We start from the raw sequence: 20526 nt of genomic DNA, 5'->3' as shown, positions 1-20526 counted from the left end.
AGCGGAATAGTCCAAAAAGTGGTATGTTTTTAACGGATGGACCAATTACAAAGGGGGATGTAAATGAATACGATTCATTACGAACAACATGGAAATTTGGCTTTCATCACACTCAACCGCCCGGATTCCATGAATGCTTTCAATTACGATATGCTGACCGAACTCGGCCAGGTAGTCGAAGCTATTCGCATCAATCCGGATATCCGCGTCGTGATATTTACAGGGGCCGGTGATAAGGCTTTTAGCGTCGGGGCCGATTTGAAGGAACGAAAAACGCTGACTGACCAGCATGTAAAACGCAACATCTTCAAAATCGGCGAAGTTTTCACCGTCATTGAGAACTTGCCGCAGCCAACGATTGCAATGATCAACGGTTTTGCTTTTGGCGGGGGGATGGAACTCGCATTAGCTTGCGATTTCCGCATTATTGCCGATGACACGCTGCTCGGCTTGACGGAAACGAGCCTCGCAATCATTCCGGGTGCGGGTGGTACACAGCGCCTGCCGCGCTTGATCGGCGAATCGAAAGCGATGGAACTCATTTTGACCGCACGCCGCCTAAAGCCTTCGGAAGCGCTCGAATACGGCTTGGTGACAAAAGTGGCACCGCGCGGCGAACTGGCCGAAATGACCGGCCGGTTTGCCGACATGATGCTTGCGAACGGACCGATTGCGCTCCAGCAAGCAAAATACGCAATCAAAAACGGCATGAACGCCGATTTGCAGACCGGTCTGAACATCGAACGAAAAGCGTACGAACTGACCATCCCGACAGAAGACCGCATCGAAGCGCTGAACGCCTTCAGCGAAAAACGGAAACCGGTATTTAAGGGGAAATAAGACAAAAGCAAAAACTAATCTGCTTTTCAAAAGCACCTCCAAAGAACGGTGCAATCAAATTTAATTTAGCGGAAGGCAGCGGCTCCAGCGGGGAAAGCGCGAGTCCTGAGACCCCGCAGAGAGCGCAAGCGGCCGAGGAGGCTTAGGCCATGCCTCGCGGAAAGCGTCTGCCTGGAGCGAAAAAAGCAGGCTGCCAATTGGCAGCCTGCTTTTCTACTATTATTATAGATACTGTTCCATCCACCCGCTAATCTGCTCAAGACGGGCAAAGCGCAGGTTCGGTTTTCCAGTGCGCGACAAGTTGTGGTCGGCTTCCGGAAAACGGACAAATCTGGTTTCTTTCTTCATGCTTTTCAGCGTCACATACAATTGTTCGCCTTGTTCGATCGGGCAGCGGTAGTCGTTTTCTGAATGCAGGATCAGCAATGGCGTTTCAACATTCGCTGCATATTTCAAGGGTGAATGCTGCCACAATGTCTCAACATCCGTCATGTCGGCCCGGATTTGCCAGTCGCTGAAATAATAGCCGATGTCCGAGACTCCGAAGAACGATACCCAGTTGGAGATTGAACGCTGAGTTACAGCTGCCTTGAAACGGTTTGTATGCCCCACAATCCAGTTGGTCATGAAACCGCCGTAGCTGCCGCCTGTCACGCCAAGCCGATCCGTATCGACCCACTCCTGTTCTGCAAGCACCCCATCCAGCGCCTTCATGATGTCTTCATAATCGCCTCCGCCGTAATCGCCGCGTACCGCATCGACAAATTCCTGACTATAGCTATGGCTGCCGCGTGGATTGACATAAAGCACCCCAAAGCCTCGCGCTGCCAGCAATTGCATTTCATGGAAAAACGTATTGGCATACATGGCGTGCGGGCCGCCGTGGATATTGACGATGAGCGGGTATTTTTCCCCTTCAGAAAAACCATACGGCTTCATAAGCCAGCCGTGCACGTCCCAATCTTTTGCTCCTTTGCCGACAATCGCTTCCGGCGCAACCAATTCTGTTTCTTCAAGATATTGTCTGTTGAAATCCGTAAGCGGTTTGCGTTCGCCTGTCGCAATCGTTAATTTGTACAACTCACCCGGATTGACCGGATTGCTCACAGCAACTACAGCAAAAACCCCGTCGCGGGAAATGTCATAGCCATAAACATGTTCCTGTTCCTGTGAAGCCGGGTAAATGGCGCCATCAAGGGAAGCGAAATACAGGCGGACATCCCCCATCGTCGATACCTGGAAATACAAGTGATCATCTTTCGTCCAGACAACCCCTGGAGCGGATGCGCCCTGCTGGTGGTCTGCTACGGCATAGTCGCCAACCGGGGCATCGAGCCCTTCTGTCAGGCAAAAATACGATTTTCCTGCGACATCATGGACGTAGACTTTCGAATGTGTCGCATTTTTGTATTCCCGCGTGCTGCCCACAAAAGCGATTTTTGCATCATCATGAGAAAAAGCAGCTCCGCCGAAATAACCTTCTTCTTCAACGATCGGCGTTTCTATTTTTGTTTCAACATCATATAAAAACAACGGCTGGCGGAAGATAAAATCCAGATTCTCTTCGCGCGTCACACCAAAAACCAATTTTCCGCCATCATGGGAAACGGCTTCCAGGTTATGATGGTAGTTGCCTTCAGTCAGTTTTTCAACATTTTTTGAAACAACGTCCACAACGCCGATATGCCGATGGAAATCTTTTGGAACCAATCCGACGCCGTCCATTTTGTATTTCAGTTCGTCCACAACATAGGGCTCCGGCTTTTTCTTCTCCTCTTTTTCCTCTTTATCCGTAAAAGCCTGGCCCTCCTTCACCATGGCTGTAAACCAGATTTTCTTGCCGCACGGCGACCATAGAAAACTATCGACGCCTTTTTCAAATTCCGTCAAATTGCGGGCTTCTCCGCCTCTTGCAGACACGACATACAATTGATTTTTTTCATCGCGTGTTGATAAAAAAGCGACAAATTTCCCGTCAGCTGACCAGGCCGGAGCGGACACACGTTCTTTGCCATAAGTCCATTGGGTGACTTCGCCGCTTTCCAAATCCGTATGATATAAATGGGCAATGTATGTATTTTCTTCCTCATCGATATGTGTACGGATAAATACCGCTTCCGTGCCATCCGGTGAGATTTGTGGATTTGCTACTGATATCAGTTTTGTTAAGTCTTTGATTTCTACAGCATTTTTTGCCAATGTAAATCCTCCTCGAAGCTAATATTTCGTAACTCGTACTAGTTGCTTCTCTACTATAATGAAAAATGTCAGTTTTTTCAATCAAATCAACCAAAAAACCGGCTCCGGCTAAAACCCGGAACCAGCTTTTGCTTTACTTGCTTAAGGCTTGCTCTCTCAAAGAACGGCGAAGAATCTTCCCAGTCGTGTTTTTCGGCAATTCTTCCAGAACTTCAAAATGGGTCGGCACCTTGTATTTCGCCAAATGTTTTTTGCAGTAAATCTGAAGATCTTCTATTGTAACTGATGAATCTTTCAAGACGACGTAGGCGTGCACCGTTTCGCCAAAGGCGGCATCAGGCAGGCCGACGACCGCAGCTTCCAAAACACCCGGATGCGCAAACAGCACTTCTTCCACTTCCCGGGGGTACACGTTATACCCGCCAACAATGACCAGGTCTTTTTTGCGGTCGACTATATAAAAATAGCCATCCTCGTCGACACGCGCCAGATCACCGGTATAAAGCCAGCCGTCCCGGATGGCAGCATTTGTTTCCTCCGGCATTTTATAATAGCCTTTCATGACGTTTGGCCCGCGCACAATCAATTCCCCCACTTCTCCGACAGGCACTTCATCTCCCAGTTCATTGACGACTTTGTTTTCCACATTAACGATTGATGTTCCGATCGATCCAACTTTGCGCTCCCGGTCAATCGGATTAAAGCAAGTCACCGGGGAAGCTTCGGACAATCCATAACCTTCCGAAATCTTTACATTGAACTTTTCTTCGAAGCTGTGGAGCAGCGCAACTGGCATTGCCGCCCCACCGGAAACAGCGATGCGGATCGATTCAAAATCAGAAGTTTCGGTTCCAGGCAGCTGGTTCATAAAATTATACATGGTCGGAACACCCGCAAAAACAGTCGCTTTATGTTCTTTGATGGCATCAAAAACATCCTTGGGATGGAAGCGCGGCAGCAGAATCACTGTTGCCCCTTGCAAAAGGGGGGCATTGACAACGACTGTCAAAGCGAACACATGAAATACCGGCAAAGTGGCAATGATCCGGTCATCCGCTGACATCTGCAAATATTCCCCAATATCGCGCGCGTTAGAGTATAGATTTCCATGTGTCAGCATTGCGCCTTTCGGTTTGCCGGTTGTGCCGGATGTATAAAGGATTACTGCATTATCGCCTTCGGCAACCGGTGCTGTTTTATGATCCGCTGAAGCTGACGCCAAAAGGTCCGCAAATGAATGGACTTTTCCTTTTGCCGATTCGGGCAATTGAGCAACTTTTTCAGCTGCTGACGGATCGGTTTCACAAATCACATAAGAACTGACTGCCGGCAGCGACTCATGCGCTTTTTCAATCAATGGCAAGAGGGCATCTACGGCGACCACTATTTCAGCGTCGCTATTTTTTAATATGTAAGCGATTTCATCAGGAGTATAGATGGGGTTTATCGGAACAGCTGTCGCTCCGATGCGCATAGTAGCATAAAGCGAAATGAAAAAATGCGGTGTGTTGCCCAATAAAAACGCGACATGATCCCCTTTTTTCACGCCAAGCGATTGAAGGGCATTTGAAAATTTGGCGGTTGCTGCTTCAAATTCGCCGTACGATGTGTCTTTCCCCATAAAATGGTACGCTGTCTTGTTGGAATTCTGAACTGCAATGTTGTGAACACGCTCAACTAAATTCATTTTCCATCCCTCTTTCGCGTTGAATGAATACTCATTCATAATTTACCCTGGTTTCATTATAAAATAAATGTTCTGACAATACAACAGGCACCGTAAAATTTACGATGCCTGCAGATGGGCGATATAACGCCAGCGTATCAAAAAGAAATATAGAATTTGAGCGATTGTAAAGCCGGTGAGCACCAAGGCCATTTCGCCAAGAATCGAGAGTTCGGCGAATTCATCCCAGACCACTTGAAGTGAGATGAACGCGAAAGCACTGTGTAAAAGAGCGACAACCCACGGCAAGAAAAATTGCGGAATGAGCTGGCGGTTCACAATTTTGCCCAGCTCCCTCTCTGTCATGCCAAGGCGCACAAGAAGCAGATATTGTTTCCTGTCGCGTTCAAGCCCTGTGTACAGCTTAAAATAGATGAAACTTCCCGCTGCCAGCAAAAACACAGCCGCCACCATAAGCCCGATAAACAGCAGCAAAGCAAAAGATGATTTGAACCAATGGTAATCGTCTCCCGGATTTTCAAAAAAGAAGTTTACGTGCTGGAAGTTTTCCGCTTGGACGGCGTCTGCCATTGCAATGGATAAATTGCTGCCGATGCCGATCGTTTCGGTCCACTGCGGAATATGGAATGCATAATACGTAAAATTGGACTCCGCTTTTTCAAACCCTGTCAAAGGTTCAGTGACAGCTTCGAAATCCGCATCGTTGACAACAATACTATTGAAATTGAGCGTATGGCTCGGAAACAGAATATGCGGGTACACCGAAGAGATCGAGATTGGCACATCACTTTCCGCAAATGCAGTTTTGACTTTGCTATGGGCAAGCTCAGACAGCGATTCTTTGGAGTATGGGATGAAAACCCCTTCCCCTTTTTCCGGATTGACCGCTTCATATCCGAGCACGAACGCCAGACGGTTAAAATCAGATGCCTTTAAGATGTCCACAACATTTCCTGAAAACTCGGAAGTCTGCCTTTTGATCTCCAGCGGGGCTATATCATAAGCGAGCCCTTTCTGTTCCAATTGCGCCACCAATTGTTCAATATGCTCCTGTTCCTGTTTGTCGCTGTCAAACGAGATGTAGATCAAGCTCAGCGGATTGAGCTCCCGGTAATCGCCAGTATACGAAGTGAACGATGCGAGCGTTCCGACTGTCAAAAAAGCGACTGTCGAAACAATGGTGACAATGAAGAACATCTGCGCACTGTCTTTCAGTTTGACTGAAGCTTCCGCCAAAGAGACAAGACGCGCTTTGTTCCAATAGATGCTTTTTTTCTTCTTGTAAATGTCCAGCAAGAAATGGACAGTATGAGTAAAGAACAAATATGTGCCAAGCGTTGCCAGAGGAGGAACAATGACTACCATCCGGTAAACAGTCCGGTCCGTCACCACTGCCGCCAGCGTATAGGCGACTGTCAGCAGCACAATGCCCAGAACGGCCAACAGCCCGGACACTTGAGTGGCTTCTTCCGTTTTCCAGTAGCCTTGCATCAAATCGACAATGCGCTTCGTCCGGATAAAACCTACGCTGATAACGGAAATAATGATGAACAGGCTGGCAAAAGCGGCAATCGTCAAAAGAAATGGCTTCCATGATACGTAAAGCGGCAAATAATCCAGCCCCATGATTTCACGGCCAATCATAAAAAAGAATTTGGAGAAAGCAAATCCAAGGGCGATTCCCGCAGCCGTTGAAGCCGCTCCAAGAATCAAGGTCTCAAAAAACACCAATTTGCTCAATTGTTTTTTTGTCATCCCCAAATGCATCAAGACGCCGAATTCTTTTGAGCGTGCCTGTAAAAATGCGCTCATCGAGTAGAACAAGAAAAACAGCGTGAAAACGTAAAGCACAATTTCCGCGATAAACATTCCCCTGACCGCTAACAGCTGAAGCCCTTCTTCTTCAAAAAGCGGATGAAAAATGAACATGGAATAAACAAAAAATACCATGACCGAAAAAACGCTCGCCATTAAAAAGGCAGCATAACTTCGACGGTTTCGGAGAACGTTACGGTAAGCGAGTTGCCGAAAGGTCATTCACATTTCCTCCCAACAATGATAAAACGTTCAATATTTTCTGGTAAAAAGTCTGGCGGCGATCATCACGGTAAATTTCGTTGAAGAACTCTCCGTCTTTGATGAAGAGTACCCGATCGCAGTAGCTGGCGGCGATTGGATCATGCGTCACCATGATAATTGTGGCTCCATCTTTCTCACTGATGTCCGACAACAGCTCCAAAACATCCCGCGATGCCTTAGAGTCCAAATTCCCAGTCGGTTCATCGGCAAGAATCAACGCCGGCCTATGGATAAGCGCACGCCCGATTGCTGTTCGCTGCGCTTCCCCGCCTGAAATTTCATTTGGCCGCTTATGCAGAATCGACGCCAAATCCAGCCGTTTTGCCACATCAAGCACCCTGCCGGCCATTTCTTGGGTTGGCACATAGTCCAGGGTCAACGGCAGCACTAAATTCTCTTCAACTGTCAGCATCTGCAGCAAGTTGAAGTCTTGGAACACGAACCCGAGCTTTCTTCTGCGGAACAAAGCCAGTTCATTTTTGTCCAGCAGATGCGGATTGGTGCCATCGATCAAAATATCCCCGGAAGTCAGGCTGTCAATGGTCGAAATCAAGTTCAGCAACGTCGTTTTACCGCTTCCCGAAGGTCCCATGACGGCTAAAAATTCACCTTTTTTCACTTCGAAACTCAATTGGTTCAGCGCCCGATGCGTCACTTTCCCTTCGTAAACTTTCGTCACTTCATCGATTTTCACTAACGTCATTGTTTTCCTCCTGTGTTTCCGCCTCTTGGTTGTAGAACATGACAGACACGGTGGTGCCATGCCCCTTCTCAGATGCAATTTCCAGTTTATGTCCCAATTTCCCGCAGACTTCATTTGCCAGATACAAGCCCATTCCAGTCGATTCACCCGTTTTCCGGCCGTTTTCCCCTGTGAAGAACGCCTTGGTGACTCGGCCTAAATCTGATGAAGGGATTCCGATTCCTTCGTCGCGTATGGTCAGCAGCGCTTGGTCATCTTCGCAAACAGCGCTTATATAGACTTTTTTGTTTGGTTCGAACGTATATTTAACGGCATTTGTCAAAAACTGTCCGATAATGAATTTCATCCATTTCTGATCAGTGAAAACCGAGCACTTTTCATCGACATCGATTTGTGGATAAACACGCTTCGAGATGAATAGCCGCTTGTTCTCGGTAACCATTTCCGTCACCATGCTGCGCAGCGAAACTTTTTCAATCTGCATATCCTGCTCGAACGTATCAAGCCTTGCATTCATCAAGACTGTGTCGAGCCCCGCTTTCAACCGCTCAACTTCTTCTCGCACGCTTGCTTTGTCAAGTTCCTTTTCTTCTTGCAGTAACAGCTGCATGACCGAAAGCGGGGTTTTCATTTGGTGCACCCACTGATTCATGAACTGCAAATGGCGGTTCTGCGTTGCATAAAGCGCTTGCACTTCATATTGATACAGCTTGTACAGCTCATGCAGATACAAGTCGTTTTGGATCTGTTCGGGCGATCGGCCTTCCCGCTGCAGCATATGTTCCATATTCGCCGGCTTGGCAGTGATTTTTTGATAGTAGCGGTAGCGCTTTATAAAACGCGCCGCTAAAAAAGTCACTACAAGCAGTGTACTGATAACAAACGAATAGATGGCCGTGTCCAGGTTGCGAAAACCATCGAGCCAGTAAAGCAGCATGATAAAGGAAACGAGAAGCAGCTGAAAGACGATGAATGCCGCATGTTCTTTTAAAAACAGACGCAGCATCACATTTCCTCCTCATGAACGAGCAAACGGTAGCCGGCTCCGCGAACGGTCTCGATCGACGATTGCACGCGGTAATCCGCCAGCTTTTTCCGCACCCGGGTCATGTTGACGTTCAATGTGTTTTCATCGACAAATGCCTGGTCGTCCCATAGCTCTTCTAGAAGCTGCTCCCGCGTCGCAACTTTCGGATGCTGGCTCAGCAATATCTCCATAATTGTGGATTCTTTTTTCTGAAGCGGAATAACAGCTGTTTTCACATGCAGTTCCATCCGTTCCATATACAAAGCGATGCGTCCGACTTTCACGGAGCGTTCTTCTTGTTTTGGCGCATACTCCCCATAAGCGCGCCGCAGATGGCTTCTTATTTTTGCAAGGACGATTTCATAATGGAAAGGTTTCGTGATGAAATCGTCTCCCCCGTTTTCCAGCGCGAAAACTTGATCCATATCGCCTGACCGCGCTGATATGAACAAAATAGGGCATGTCGTTTTCAAACGCAATTGGCGGCACCAATAATAACCGTCATAAGAAGGCAAGTTAATATCAAGCAATATCATATGGGGATCAAATGCCTCAAACTCATCGAGAATCCGATCGAAATCTTTAGCGGTTGCCACTTCATAATGGTATTTGCGCAGCGTTTCCGCCAGCAATTCCGCTATTTTCAGATCGTCTTCCACAATGAATATCCTTTGAGCTGCCATGCTGATTCCCCCTTCCTGTTTTCTTCCATTTTAACAAAAGAGCCTGCTAAAAAGCGGGCTCTTCAGAAATTCTTAATAAATTAATTTCAGGAATTCTTCTTTTGTGATGCCGCCCAGATAAGTTGGAATATCAAATCCAGTGATCGCTTCATCCAAGGAAGCCCGTTCGTATTTTATGCCTGTAATCGCTTTTTCAATTTCCGCTACGTCGCCGACCCCGAAAAAGTCGCCGTAAATATTGACTTCTTTCACAAGCCCGCCTTCTACTTGCAAGCGCACATCAATGCCGCCTACCGGGAAGCGGTGTGAATGCTTCACGTTGAACTTCGGCGATTTGCCGTAATTCCAATCCCAGTTGCCGTAGCGCTTTTTCGATAATTCCCGTATATTGGCCCAATCTTCGTCCGTCAGTTCCCAATACTTTACATTCTCTTCTCCTTCGAAAAGCGAATGGAGAATCGCTGAGCGGAATTCAGTGACTGTCATCGGTTCTTTCAAAAACTCCGAAATGTTCGCTACCCGGCTGCGGATTGATTTGATGCCTTTTGATTCGATTTTCTCTTTGCTGACATTCAGAGCAGACACAACGGCCTCCACTTCAGTGTCAAACATCAGCGTGCCGTGGCTGAACATGCGGCCCCTAGTTGAAAATTGGGCATTGCCGGAAATTTTACGGCCTTCCACCATCAAATCGTTGCGGCCTGACAGTTCTGCATTAACACCTAGATTTTGCAGTGCTTTGACAACCGGTTCAGTGAATTTGCGGAAATTGCGGAAGCTATTGCCGTCATCAGTAGTGATGAAGCTGTAATTCAAATTCCCGAGATCGTGGTAAACCGCCCCACCGCCTGATAGGCGGCGAACTACATGAATGCCGTTGGAATCCACATAGTCAGTATTGATTTCTTCTGCTGTGTTTTGGTTTTTCCCGATGATGATCGACGGTTCATTGATATAGAACAGTAAAAATGAATCTTTTTCCACATCCATCGTATTCAACAAGTATTCTTCTATCGCTAAGTTGATGCGCGGGTCAGTGATGCCTTTATTATCTACGAAATACATGGTCTCTCTCCTTTGGATTCAGTACTTCTCTTAGTTTAACGGATTTTTTCATTTTATTCATCAGTAAGGGTTGACGAACGGTCGCTGTTACAATACACTGTTTTAAACCCGAACAGTACTATAACAAAAAGGAGCTGGAATGAATGATTGAAAACGTTGTAGAGTATTTCAAGAACCTGCCCCCGAAACAATGTACGAATTGCGGAGAAAAAGTAGAAGAGCAGCATGAGTGTTATGGCGACCATTGCAAAACATGCAGCGACTTATAAAACAGAACAACAAACCTTGAACTTTTTTATACTGCAGGCCTCTTCGCATAACCCGAAGAAGCCTGCTTTTTTCAGCTGAAAAAAGTGGCTGGCGGCTGGTTAGCCAAGCATTCCCCCACATAGAAAAAACTGCAGGCAAACTCAATTCATTGAGCCTCTCTGCAGCCAATTCCGCTTGTATTAATGTCCACTGTGTTCCTCCATCATGTTCATGCCTTCGGAATCTTCGCTGTCGTCCGGAACGATGGATTCCGGGTCCGGATTGCCGACAGTCATTTCCTGCTTCGGCATAGCGTGAAGGCGCCGCGCTGTCGTGTGGGCTTGCATGTAATACAGCCCTTCTTCTCCGAATACCGTTTCGGCTTCATAAACACCATCAGCTGTATGTTCTGCGGTGATCATCTCCCCGTCTTTACGATGCCCGGATTCCCACACTTCATAAACCACTTCATCTGCATCTTCCACTGCTTCGCCGCCTTGGGTGATTGTCACAGACAAAGCCACTTCTTCCCCCACTTCGGCGGTTTGCCCGGTATTGAATTCCACGGCCACTTCTTCAAGCGTGTTTCCAGCTCCGGACGTTTCAGCTCCGTTTGTTCCGCAAGCACCTAGCATCAATACGGACAACCCAAGCCAAGCCAACTTTTTCATCATAATACCCTCCATACGGATTGTTATACTTGCAGCCGTTCGAACAGTTCGTGAGCTGCGGCTTTGCCTTGTTCAACACAATCGGGCAAGTCAAATCCTCCAAATGAGCTTCCGGCAACCCCAACCATCGGGAACTCTTTTCCAAGTTCTCTTCTTGCTTCATCCACCCGCTTTTTATGCCCCACCACGTACTGGGGCATCGCTTGCTTCCAGCGGGATACAACGGTAAAGTCCGGATTCCCTTCAATTTGCATCGTTTTCCGCAAATCAGCCAAAACAATTTTTTCGATTTCATGGTCAGCCAAATCGACTACCGCTTCATCTCCTACACGGCCGATATATGTCCTCAACAGCTTTTTACCCTTTGGCACGATTTTGGATGGCCATTTCCGATGAACCCAGCTGCATGCCGTAATCGCAAAATCGCTGTTGCGGGCCACTACAAAACCTGTACCGCCCCCCCGATTTCACTGCTGCTTCAGGAAACGCCATGGAGACTGTCGCAATTGAAGTCAACGGTATTTCCTTCAGCCCCTTCAGCAAACCGTATGGCTCGAACAATGGCTGCAGCATTGAATGTGGAAGCGCGAAAAGCACTTGGTCAGCCTGGATGGATGAAGCATTGTTCAGCTTCAAAACCGCTTTTCCGGCTTCTTTTTTTATGCCTTCAACTTTTACACCTTTTAGAACTGTGCATCCGTTCAGCTTTTTTTCGAGTGTTTTGACAAGAGTCTCCATACCGCCCTCAAAAGTTTGAAAAATGCCTTCTTCTTTATCGCTGTAAACTTCCGAACTTAACGCCAATTTTGTTTTTTTCATGCCAACCATCAAGCTCCGATGCTGCTGTTCCGCTTCAGCAAATTGAGGAAAAGCAGCCTCCAGGCTCATGCGGTCAATGTCTCCGCCATTTACTCCGGACAGAAGAGGTTCCAGAAGATTCTCCACCAACTCTTTGCCAAAACGGCGGCGAATAAACTTGCCTAACGATTGATCGACGGCTGTTGATGTTTTTGGCAAAACCAAATCGCCTGCCGCCCGCACTTTGCCGCTCCAAGAAAACAAATCAGAAACGAGGAATGGGCCGAACTTTGTAGGCACACCCATTACAGTTCCAGTTGGAATCGGCTGGAGCTGATCTTCCGCCACGACAAACCAGCGGCCTTTGGAACTGCCGATAAGTCTGTCTTCAATATCCAACTCTTTTGCCAGCTGGTTCACACTATCCTTGAAAGAGAGAAACGAGTCGGGGCCGCGTTCAATTACAAAGCCATCCCTTTGCAGCGTCTGTATTTTGCCGCCAAGCCGATGTGCCGCTTCAATCAATGTGATATGTATCGGCAAGCCTTGCTCTTGCGCCTTTTTTTGTAAAAAGTAGGCAGCAGTCAATCCAGTGATTCCTCCGCCAACGACTGCAACTTTTCGAATCTGCTCCTCCACGTGCATCACTTCCAATAAGGATTTATTTTTCAGCTAATTTTCTTAAAACTACATCTGCCAGGCCATCAATGAACAATGGCTGCACATTCGGCATTTCCGGACGCCGATAAGCTGCGCCGATTTCATCGCATACCACTTTACATTCATAATCATTATCGAACAACACTTCCAAATGGTCTGCAACAAAGCCGACCGGCGTATAAACGAATGATGTATAGCCTTTTTGTTCAAACAGTTCGCGTGTTAAATCCTGTACGTCTGGCCCGATCCATGGTTCCGGGGTCTGTCCGGCGCTTTGCCAGCCTACTTCCACGTTTTCCACGCCTGCAGCTTCGGAGATCAATTGTGCCGTTTCTTTCAATTGGTCTGGATACGGATCGCCATTCGTGATGATTTTTTCAGGCAGCGAATGCGCAGAAACGATCAAGCACGCCTTCTCACGTTCTTCTGCCGGCATTTCAGCAAACGCAGCGCTCACTTTTTCGCCCCAGTATCGAATGAATTTCGGCTCTGTATACCAGCTTTCCACTGAAGTCAATTTGATGCCTGCTTTTTCTGCAGCCTCCAAAGCTCGGCCATTATAGGATTTCACCGAAAATGTCGAGAAATGCGGAGCCAATACGATCGACACAGCTTCCTTGATGCCATCGCGTTCCATGGCTGCCACTCCGTCTTCGACGAACGGTTCAATATGCTTCAAACCAAGATAAACTTTGAATTCAATCTCATCTTGCACTTCGTTCAGGCGTGCTCCCAAAGCTTCCGCTTGATCTTTCGTAATTTTTGCCAGCGGGGAAAGTCCGCCGATCGCTTTATAGCGGCTGCGCAGGTCTTCCAGGCTTTCTTCGCTCGGCTTGCGGCCGTGGCGGATGTGCGTGTAATAGCGTTCAATATCCGCTTCTTCATAAGGCGTGCCGTACGCCATAACCAATAATCCCATTGTCTTTTTCATCATCAGTCACCTCTAAATTCAGATTATATCCTCGATTATATAGTCAATTATTTCTTTGCTTTATACGCCGCGCTGTATTCGTGGATAAATGCAGTCAAACGCTTCAATGTATCCGGATTCACTTCCGGGAAGACCCCATGTCCAAGATTGAAGATATAGCCGTCTTGCTGCATGCCCATATCCAAAATCGCTTTAGCCCGTTCTTCGATGACCGGCCAGTCTGCCAGCAGATAAGAAGGATCGAAGTTGCCTTGCAACGCTTTTGTCAATCCCATTGAACGTGCTTCAGAAATCGGCAAACGCCAATCCAGCCCGACAACATCCACCGGAAGATCATGCCATTCTTTCGCCAGGTGGCTTGCTCCGACTCCAAAAATGATCAACGGCACTCCTTCGGTCCGGAGTTCAGAGAAAATGCGCTCCATAACCGGTTTGATGAAAATTCGGTAATCTTCCACATTCAACGCCCCGACCCATGAGTCGAAAATCTGGACCGCTTTCGCCCCTGCTTTGATCTGCGCTTTAACGTAAGGAATGATGGTATCCGCCAGTTTGTCCATCAGCGCAAACCACATTTGCGGCTGGGATGCCATCATAGCTTTTGTTTTGTTATAGCTTCGTGAAGGGCCGCCTTCGATCATATAGCTCGCTAATGTGAAAGGCGCTCCTGAAAATCCGATTAACGGCACATTCAATTGTTCTTGCGTTAACATGCGGATTGTTTCCAGCACGAAATCCACATCTTGTTCAGGATTGATCTCGCCCAGGCGCTCAATATCCGCCATTGTACGGATCGGATTATCGATAACAGGACCGATGCCTGCCTTGATCTTAACGTCCACACCGATAGCCGGCAGCGGGGTCACGATATCTTTATACAAAATCGCAGCATCAACGCCATACTGGTCAACCGGCAACTTGGTCACATATGCGCAAAGCTCCGGCTGATGCGTGATTTCCTCCAATGAGTATTTTTCTTTGATCTTGCGGTACTCCGGCTGCGAACGTCCCGCTTGGCGCATATACCATACCGGTACATGGTCCGTCTTTTCCCCTCGCGCTGCCCTCAATAAAGTGTCGTTAAAAGTCATGTGTCAATTCATCCCTTCAGTCTGTTAAATCCAGTGCGTATCTATTCTATATCGGTATTTACTATAGACGCTCTGCCCTTTATTGTATAGTTTCCGAAAGGAAATGTCATAAATTAGACGCTTCTGAAGTCACGGGATGGACAAAAGAGTTTCATGCTTTTTTATTCAGGGAACGGTATACTATAAAGCACAGTATTGGAGGCGGATTTTTTGAACTTATATATGACAACAGGAACATATGATTATATGAAGAAATTAAGGGATAAATACCCGAACGAAAACATGGTGGTCATGCAAGGGGAAAATACCACATTGGTTATCCACGAAACGGAAGGGAAAACTGTTTTCCAAACGCCTCGCCGCTATGAAGTGGTGGATGGCACCGGTGAATTCAAAGAAAAAGGATTTTTCGTTTTCAATAATATTCCAGTGACGGAAGAAGGCCGGCCAATTTTTGAACACCGTTTCAAAAACCGGGCAGGCGCTATCGAAAATGAACCGGGGTATGTCGCTTTCCGGGTGCTCCGTCCGAAGGATTCGGATACGTACGTAGTACTGACCGAATGGGAATCACCGAACTTTTTCGAGAAATGGAAAGAATCCCAGGCTTTTTCACAAGCGCATTCAAAGCCGGCCGAGGGCTCTGCAGAAAAGCGCCCAAACATCTTTTCCGGCTCTTCCTATGTAACGACATATACAGCAAAACCCGAAGACGAATAAAACCATCTCCCTTCCCGCGGCCCGCAAGCCGCGGGAATTTTCATTTCCCTCTTGGAAATGTTTGAAAAAGCAGCAACGGGACACGGATAGAATAGGTCCTGATTATGCCGTTCACTGAAAAAATAATAAATTCATTCTTTTTATGGTATCCTTTATCTATTAATATTGAAGGGAGCTACATCAAATGATTGAGAAACTTTACGAACAATTGGATGCCAATTATGCCGAAATGGTGGATATACGCCGCCATTTACATATGAATCCGGAGCCATCATTCCATGAAGAGAAAACAGCGGCTTATATCCGGGAATTCTACGAAGCGCTTGGCGTCGAAGTCCGTTCCGGAGTCGGCGGCAATGGACTCGTTGCCACCATCCAAGGCACGAAACCGGGAAAAACCGTTGCCTTGCGCGCAGATTTTGACGCTTTGCCGATACAAGACCAAAAAGAAGGTGTTCCATATCGTTCCCAAGTGCCAAACGTTGTGCATGCGTGCGGCCATGATGGCCATACAGCGACACTCCTCGTTCTTGGAAAAGTGCTCCATGCGATGAGCCATGAGCTTGAAGGCAAATATGTGCTGATCCATCAGCATGCAGAAGAACTTGCCCCGGGCGGTGCAAAACCGATGATTGAAGCCGGCGCGCTTGACGGGGTCGATGTCATTTTCGGGACGCATTTATGGTCCATGACCCCGTTCGGCAGAATCGACTACCGAGTAGGCCCGATCATGGCCGCTTCTGATAGATTCGAACTGACCGTCCAAGGCCGCGGCGGACATGGCGCAAGCCCTCATGAAACAAAAGATGCAGTGGTCATCGGCTCCCAGATTGTCACAAACTTGCAGCAATTGGTTTCCAGACGTGTAGATCCGCTTGAATCCGCTGTATTGTCCGTCGGCTCGTTCATCGCGGAAAATCCGTTCAATATCATCGCCGACCAAGCTAAATTGTCCGGAACGATCCGCACATTCAGCGAATCCATCCGGACACTGATGGAAGAGGAAATGGAACGCGTCATCGAAGGCACAAGCCGGGCGGCCGACAGCACTTACGAATTCAATTACATGCGCGGCTATCCGGCGGTTGTTAACCATGAAGCCGAGACCATGTACTTGAAGAACATTGCCGAAACTGTGCCAGGTGTCGAGGAAGTTTACGACGCTCCTCCTCAAATGGGCGGCGAAGATTTTTCTTATTACCTGGAAAAGGTGCCGGGAACATTCTTCTTCACTGGCGCTAAGCCGGACGGCGATGCTTACCCGCACCATCATCCGAAATTCGACTTTAAAGAAGAAGCGATGCTTATCGCAGCCAAAACACTTGGTTCAGCAGCGATCAATTACCACAGCCATAACAAATAATTCCTAAAAGCAAAGCCCCGCATCAGCAGATGCGGGGCTTTGCTTATTTCTTCTTGTTTTTCTTTGACGCCGATACAGTAATAATTGAAACCAGAATGATGACGGCCAACGCCGCCAATGCCGTAAGCGGCACGCCGGCCAGTGCTAAAACAAGGGCGGTTAGGGCCGCTTGGACTGTTTGGACGATCAGCACCAGCTTCCAAACCGCTTGTTCCCTGTTGAACTGAGTCAACGGGAACAGATTGTCCATGCGGAAGTGCTGGGTTTTGTTCAAGCCTTGCCATATTTGGATAGCTGAAGCAAACGCCAGTGCCGCCGAGAAAATGGCGACTGCAACCGGAAACGGAATCAGCCAAGCTCCGATCATCACGATGGCAGTCAGGCGGACCCACAAATAAAACAGTTCATCCGACCGGATGAATGTGCGCCATACCAAATAAAAATGGGCATTTTTGGGCCCTGGCTTGATAAAACGATAAACCCAGTTGAGCCAAGAACGCGCTTTGACCTTCCCTTTTATATGCGGGACATCCGTAAAGTAATTAGCGAACTGGTAAAAGCGCAGCATACGGTTTTCTTCAAGGGCGATAAAGTGCCCATAGGCGAACGGCTTGCCCACCGCCTGCTGTTTTACCCACCGGCCGTAGATTATAATGACGAACAATACAAGAACCGCAAATATCAACCGGTCCTCCACATAGAAGTTAACAAACAAAAGCACCGCAAGAAAGCGGACTAGGCGGTCCAGCCATGCCTGATGCCCGGCTTTTGCTTTACGGAAGGAAAACTCCGTCTGGATGTTCCACCATTTCAACAGCAGCAATAAAATCGGCAATCCGACCAATAGGGCAGAATCCAACCCGTATAACGCATTCACCATCGGCAGTGACACGACATACGCCACTACCGGCAAATATAATTGGGAGAAAAACGACCACTTGAGCGCAGGATTCAAAAACTCATCCAGTTTGCTTTCAAGCGGCAAAAAGTAAACCGCATCCGCTTCTTTCAGCAATGTTGTCGGCGGGCTATAAGCCAACAGCACCCCGAAAATGACCGCCAGCAGCCAAGCTCCCGGAAATCCGGGCGGAATGGACTGGACCCATTCGCTATAGGCGTAACCCGCTGCTCCGATGGCAAACAGCAGGACTATCGCAATATGGCCGGTAAAAACATATTTTAAATAATTTTGGACTTCAACCACATATTTCTGAAGCCGCCTTGACCACACATCATGCAAATTCTTCATTGAGTTCATCCTCGGTCATCGCAATATACAAATCATCCAGCGAAGCATCCGGCATATTGAACGCTTTCCGCAAATCAGCCATCGTACCGCTTGCCCGTACACGCCCGTTATGCAATAGAATAATACGATCGCAATACCGTTCAGCCGTCGACAAAATATGCGTCGACATCAGGACTGACGCCCCTTTTTTCTTCTGCTGCTCCATTTGGTCCAAAAGCGATTTTATGCCAAGCGGATCTAATCCCACAAACGGCTCATCGATAATATACAGGGATGGATTCACTAAAAAAGCACTCATGATCATCACTTTTTGGCGCATCCCTTTTGAAAAATGGGACGGAAACCAACGCAGCCGTTTTTCCATCCGGAATTCTTTCAATAATTCTGCAGACCTGGCTTCAAATGTTGCAGAATCCAGCCCATAAGCCATAGCGGTCAATTCCAAATGCTCCCGCAGCGTCAACTCTTCATATAAGACCGGCGTTTCCGGTATATAAGAAAACGACGACCGGTAAGCATCCATATCATCTTCAAACGATTTGCCATTCAGATGGATTTCGCCTGATTTAGGCTGCATCAACCCGATAATGTGTTTGATGGTCGTACTTTTTCCTGCGCCATTCAATCCGATCAATCCGACAAGTTCGCCTTTCTTGATCGAAAATGTTACGTCCTGCAAAACGGGTTTTCGTGTATAGCCTCCCGTCAGCGCCTTCACTTCCAAAACAGCCATTGCCAACACCTCTTTCTCATCATATTGTATCAAAACTGATAGATGATTTCTTTTCTGGAAAGTTAAGTATGATAAAATAAGAACAGTAAAAGTTCAAATAGCGGGATTTTCTTGCTTTCAAAACAGAAGCGACGAAAGGATGAGGAATATGGAAAACTGTATTTTTTGCAAAATCATCAATGGCGACATCCCAAGTGTGAAAATTTATGAGGACGAAAATGTATATGCTTTTATGGATATCATGCCTTTGACAAAAGGCCACACGTTGATTGTCCCTAAAACACACCGCGCATTGGTATACGACTTGACTTCCAAAGAAGCAGCCGATTTGTTTGCGGTCGTGCCAAAAATCGCTTCTGCCATAAAGGAAACATTCGAACCTGCCGGCATGAATCTGCTGAACAACAATGGCGCTAAAGCGGGCCAAAGCGTCGCACACTTTCACCTGCACTTTATCCCCCGCTATGGCGAGACAGACGGCTTCGGCGCCAAATGGGTAACGAAAGAAAAAGAATTTACAACGGAACGCATCCAGCAATTGGCGGAAGAAGTAAAAGAAAAATTGAGTTCCCTTACTTGATTTATGCACTCATAAAAGATAGAATCAGGTTAAGTTTTTCGCCGGCGATCGTGAGGATACGACCGGGAAGACAAAAAAGCGTAGAGCTGAGGAGAGATGAGAATTGAATACGAAAAGTTTAGTTTTAATGGCGCTGCTAGTCAGTGTAGGGGCAGCACTTTACTTGATCATTCCCGGAATTAACGGAGGCATGAAGCCAGATTTCATGTTGACGATGATGTTTGTCGGAATTCTATTGTTCCCGAATGTTAAAAGCGTCTTTTTGCTCGGAATGACAACTGGCGTGATTTCAGGTTTGTTTTCCACATTCCCTGGCGGTTTTTTCCCGAACATTATCGACAAGTTCATCACTGCGTTCGTTTTTTTCGCTGTCGTAATGCTTATTAAAAAAGTTGCAACAAAACTTCCAGTAGCAGTAGTTTTATGTGGTCTTGGAACAATCTTGTCCGGCACGATTTTTCTGTCAGCGGCAATATTCGTTATCGGCGCAGAAATTCCTTTCGGGTTCCTTTTCACGACTGTCGTCTTGCCTGCCGTCTTGTTCAATGGCGTGGCATTCGCACTTATATTCCCGATTGTGATCAAGCTGGTCAAACGTTCAAACCTTCAAACTGCTGTTTCACAAAGCGTATAAAAGAAAGCTTTTCGCCGATTAAACTGGCGAAAAGCTTTTTTTCGTTGAATCCCCATTCATCTTTATGTTTTAATTAAGTGGAATAAAGGAAAAGAACGGTATAGACGAAAGGGGCGTTTGGCATATGAGAGCATCAACTTTTTTTATAGGGCTCGCGACAGGGCTGGCAGCAGGAGCTGCAGCGACATTATTCACTACTCCACAATCCGGTAAAGATCTTCGGACTTCCGTGAAATCCACTTCTACTGACTGGAAGGAAAGATTAGCCGAAGTAAAAGAAAAAGTAAACGAATTGAAAGAATCCGTAGCCGCTTTATCGGCTGAAACAAAAACCCAGCTTCCTGCTGCAATGGACGAGCTGAAAAAATCAATGGAAGCATGGCAGCAAAGCACGGTTCCGGCTAAAGAACATCTTCAGCTTGAAATTTTGGCTATCCAAAAATCAATTGAAGAGCTTCAAAAGTCGATCAGCAAAGATAAAAAAGACGATAAAAACAACGACGACAAAAACAATAAAGACGATAAAGATCATCAAAACAGTTCCACAAACGAAAAATAAAAGAA

19 protein-coding genes and 1 pseudogene are annotated in these 20526 nt (G+C 47.1%); 7 read left to right on the top strand and 13 right to left on the bottom strand.

Features of this window, described 5'->3' with window-relative positions; genetic code table 11:
* Positions 1 to 63 precede the first annotated feature (63 nt).
* Positions 64 to 840 carry an enoyl-CoA hydratase-related protein gene (locus FQV30_RS16265; protein ID WP_146501183.1) on the top strand — a complete coding sequence of 259 codons (777 nt, stop codon included), beginning with the start codon at positions 64 to 66 and terminating at the stop codon, positions 838 to 840.
* Positions 841 to 1062: 222 nt separating this feature from the next.
* On the opposite strand, the gene FQV30_RS16260 is transcribed toward FQV30_RS16265, so the two are convergent.
* The 7 genes from FQV30_RS16260 to lplA form a co-directional block, all read right to left on the bottom strand.
* Positions 1063 to 3039 (bottom strand): S9 family peptidase, encoded by a 1977-nt coding sequence (locus FQV30_RS16260; protein WP_146501182.1) that lies wholly within the window; start codon positions 3037 to 3039, stop codon positions 1063 to 1065.
* A gap of 133 nt (positions 3040 to 3172) precedes the next feature.
* Positions 3173 to 4726, bottom strand: coding sequence for a fatty acid--CoA ligase family protein (locus tag FQV30_RS16255; protein WP_146501181.1), 1554 nt, complete (start codon positions 4724 to 4726; stop codon positions 3173 to 3175).
* Positions 4727 to 4825: 99 nt separating this feature from the next.
* Positions 4826 to 6763 (bottom strand): FtsX-like permease family protein, encoded by a 1938-nt coding sequence (locus FQV30_RS16250; protein ID WP_146501180.1) that lies wholly within the window; start codon positions 6761 to 6763, stop codon positions 4826 to 4828.
* On the bottom strand, positions 6735 to 7508 hold the full coding sequence (locus tag FQV30_RS16245) for an ABC transporter ATP-binding protein (protein ID WP_146501179.1): 774 nt from the start codon (positions 7506 to 7508) through the stop codon (positions 6735 to 6737). The genes FQV30_RS16250 and FQV30_RS16245 overlap by 29 nt, the downstream gene beginning before the upstream one ends.
* Positions 7486 to 8514, bottom strand: a complete 1029-nt coding sequence (locus FQV30_RS16240; RefSeq protein WP_146501178.1) for a sensor histidine kinase — start codon at positions 8512 to 8514, stop codon at positions 7486 to 7488. Before FQV30_RS16240 ends, FQV30_RS16245 begins: the two co-directional genes overlap by 23 nt.
* On the bottom strand, positions 8514 to 9218 hold the full coding sequence (locus FQV30_RS16235; protein WP_146501177.1) for a response regulator transcription factor: 705 nt from the start codon (positions 9216 to 9218) through the stop codon (positions 8514 to 8516). The genes FQV30_RS16240 and FQV30_RS16235 overlap by 1 nt, the downstream gene beginning before the upstream one ends.
* Positions 9219 to 9290: 72 nt before the next feature.
* A complete protein-coding gene (gene lplA / locus FQV30_RS16230; RefSeq protein WP_146501176.1) occupies positions 9291 to 10283 on the bottom strand; it encodes a lipoate--protein ligase in 993 nt (330 codons plus the stop codon).
* A 143-nt stretch (positions 10284 to 10426) separates the two neighbouring features.
* Here lplA and yhfH point away from each other — a divergent pair, with 143 nt between their 5' ends.
* Entirely contained in the window at positions 10427 to 10552 is a 126-nt protein-coding gene (gene yhfH, locus FQV30_RS16225) for a protein YhfH (protein ID WP_146501175.1), read from the top strand.
* A gap of 180 nt (positions 10553 to 10732) precedes the next feature.
* Here yhfH and FQV30_RS16220 read toward each other — a convergent pair whose 3' ends face one another.
* The 4 genes and pseudogenes from FQV30_RS16220 to hemE form a co-directional block, all read right to left on the bottom strand.
* Positions 10733 to 11206 (bottom strand): FixH family protein, encoded by a 474-nt coding sequence (locus tag FQV30_RS16220; protein ID WP_255473512.1) that lies wholly within the window; start codon positions 11204 to 11206, stop codon positions 10733 to 10735.
* A 20-nt stretch (positions 11207 to 11226) separates the two neighbouring features.
* Positions 11227 to 12646, bottom strand: a pseudogene (hemY, locus tag FQV30_RS16215) (protoporphyrinogen oxidase).
* Positions 12647 to 12662: 16 nt separating this feature from the next.
* Entirely contained in the window at positions 12663 to 13595 is a 933-nt protein-coding gene (hemH, locus tag FQV30_RS16210; RefSeq protein ID WP_146501173.1) for a ferrochelatase, read from the bottom strand.
* A gap of 44 nt (positions 13596 to 13639) precedes the next feature.
* Positions 13640 to 14683, bottom strand: coding sequence for a uroporphyrinogen decarboxylase (gene hemE / locus FQV30_RS16205; protein ID WP_146501172.1), 1044 nt, complete (start codon positions 14681 to 14683; stop codon positions 13640 to 13642).
* 210 nt (positions 14684 to 14893) lie between these two features.
* On the opposite strand from hemE, the gene FQV30_RS16200 reads away from it, so the two are divergent.
* Entirely contained in the window at positions 14894 to 15403 is a 510-nt protein-coding gene (locus tag FQV30_RS16200) for an antibiotic biosynthesis monooxygenase family protein (protein ID WP_146501171.1), read from the top strand.
* 184 nt (positions 15404 to 15587) lie between these two features.
* Positions 15588 to 16766, top strand: coding sequence for a M20 family metallopeptidase (locus tag FQV30_RS16195; protein ID WP_146501170.1), 1179 nt, complete (start codon positions 15588 to 15590; stop codon positions 16764 to 16766).
* A 43-nt stretch (positions 16767 to 16809) separates the two neighbouring features.
* Here the strand turns inward: FQV30_RS16195 and FQV30_RS16190 are convergent, their stop codons facing one another.
* Together FQV30_RS16190 and FQV30_RS16185 are read right to left on the bottom strand one after the other, a co-directional pair.
* Positions 16810 to 18015: an ABC transporter permease gene (locus tag FQV30_RS16190; RefSeq protein WP_146501169.1), complete on the bottom strand. Its 1206-nt coding sequence runs from the start codon at positions 18013 to 18015 to the stop codon at positions 16810 to 16812.
* Positions 17999 to 18748: an ABC transporter ATP-binding protein gene (locus FQV30_RS16185; protein ID WP_146501168.1), complete on the bottom strand. Its 750-nt coding sequence runs from the start codon at positions 18746 to 18748 to the stop codon at positions 17999 to 18001. Before FQV30_RS16185 ends, FQV30_RS16190 begins: the two co-directional genes overlap by 17 nt.
* Positions 18749 to 18845: 97 nt before the next feature.
* Here FQV30_RS16185 and FQV30_RS16180 point away from each other — a divergent pair, with 97 nt between their 5' ends.
* The 3 genes from FQV30_RS16180 (at position 18846) to FQV30_RS16170 (ending at position 20521) form a co-directional block, all read left to right on the top strand.
* On the top strand, positions 18846 to 19328 hold the full coding sequence (locus FQV30_RS16180) for an HIT family protein (protein WP_255473522.1): 483 nt from the start codon (positions 18846 to 18848) through the stop codon (positions 19326 to 19328).
* A gap of 103 nt (positions 19329 to 19431) precedes the next feature.
* A complete protein-coding gene (locus FQV30_RS16175; protein WP_146501166.1) occupies positions 19432 to 19962 on the top strand; it encodes a tryptophan transporter in 531 nt (176 codons plus the stop codon).
* Positions 19963 to 20086: 124 nt separating this feature from the next.
* Positions 20087 to 20521, top strand: coding sequence for a YtxH domain-containing protein (locus FQV30_RS16170; RefSeq protein WP_146501165.1), 435 nt, complete (start codon positions 20087 to 20089; stop codon positions 20519 to 20521).
* The last annotated feature ends 5 nt before the right edge of the window (positions 20522 to 20526 follow it).

Source organism: Planomicrobium sp. CPCC 101110, from assembly GCF_007859395.1.
Lineage (GTDB): Bacteria > Bacillota > Bacilli > Bacillales_A > Planococcaceae > Planococcus.
This window is presented reverse-complemented; position numbering and strand designations above follow the sequence as displayed.

What these genes read in the sequence shown, in the direction of transcription:
- FQV30_RS16235 (WP_146501177.1), bottom strand. Translation starts at nt 9,218, where the DNA reads ATGGCAGCTCAAAGGATATTCATTGTGGAAGACGATCTGAAAATAGCG.
- FQV30_RS16250 (WP_146501180.1), bottom strand. Translation starts at nt 6,763, where the DNA reads ATGACCTTTCGGCAACTCGCTTACCGTAACGTTCTCCGAAACCGTCGA.
- hemE (WP_146501172.1), bottom strand. Translation starts at nt 14,683, where the DNA reads ATGACTTTTAACGACACTTTATTGAGGGCAGCGCGAGGGGAAAAGACG.
- FQV30_RS16245 (WP_146501179.1), bottom strand. Translation starts at nt 7,508, where the DNA reads ATGACGTTAGTGAAAATCGATGAAGTGACGAAAGTTTACGAAGGGAAA.
- hemH (WP_146501173.1), bottom strand. Translation starts at nt 13,595, where the DNA reads ATGATGAAAAAGACAATGGGATTATTGGTTATGGCGTACGGCACGCCT.
- FQV30_RS16240 (WP_146501178.1), bottom strand. Translation starts at nt 8,514, where the DNA reads ATGCTGCGTCTGTTTTTAAAAGAACATGCGGCATTCATCGTCTTTCAG.
- FQV30_RS16265 (WP_146501183.1), top strand. Translation starts at nt 64, where the DNA reads ATGAATACGATTCATTACGAACAACATGGAAATTTGGCTTTCATCACA.
- FQV30_RS16190 (WP_146501169.1), bottom strand. Translation starts at nt 18,015, where the DNA reads ATGAAGAATTTGCATGATGTGTGGTCAAGGCGGCTTCAGAAATATGTG.
- FQV30_RS16185 (WP_146501168.1), bottom strand. Translation starts at nt 18,748, where the DNA reads ATGGCTGTTTTGGAAGTGAAGGCGCTGACGGGAGGCTATACACGAAAA.
- FQV30_RS16195 (WP_146501170.1), top strand. Translation starts at nt 15,588, where the DNA reads ATGATTGAGAAACTTTACGAACAATTGGATGCCAATTATGCCGAAATG.
- FQV30_RS16220 (WP_255473512.1), bottom strand. Translation starts at nt 11,206, where the DNA reads ATGATGAAAAAGTTGGCTTGGCTTGGGTTGTCCGTATTGATGCTAGGT.
- yhfH (WP_146501175.1), top strand. Translation starts at nt 10,427, where the DNA reads ATGATTGAAAACGTTGTAGAGTATTTCAAGAACCTGCCCCCGAAACAA.
- FQV30_RS16255 (WP_146501181.1), bottom strand. Translation starts at nt 4,726, where the DNA reads ATGAATTTAGTTGAGCGTGTTCACAACATTGCAGTTCAGAATTCCAAC.
- lplA (WP_146501176.1), bottom strand. Translation starts at nt 10,283, where the DNA reads ATGTATTTCGTAGATAATAAAGGCATCACTGACCCGCGCATCAACTTA.
- FQV30_RS16170 (WP_146501165.1), top strand. Translation starts at nt 20,087, where the DNA reads ATGAGAGCATCAACTTTTTTTATAGGGCTCGCGACAGGGCTGGCAGCA.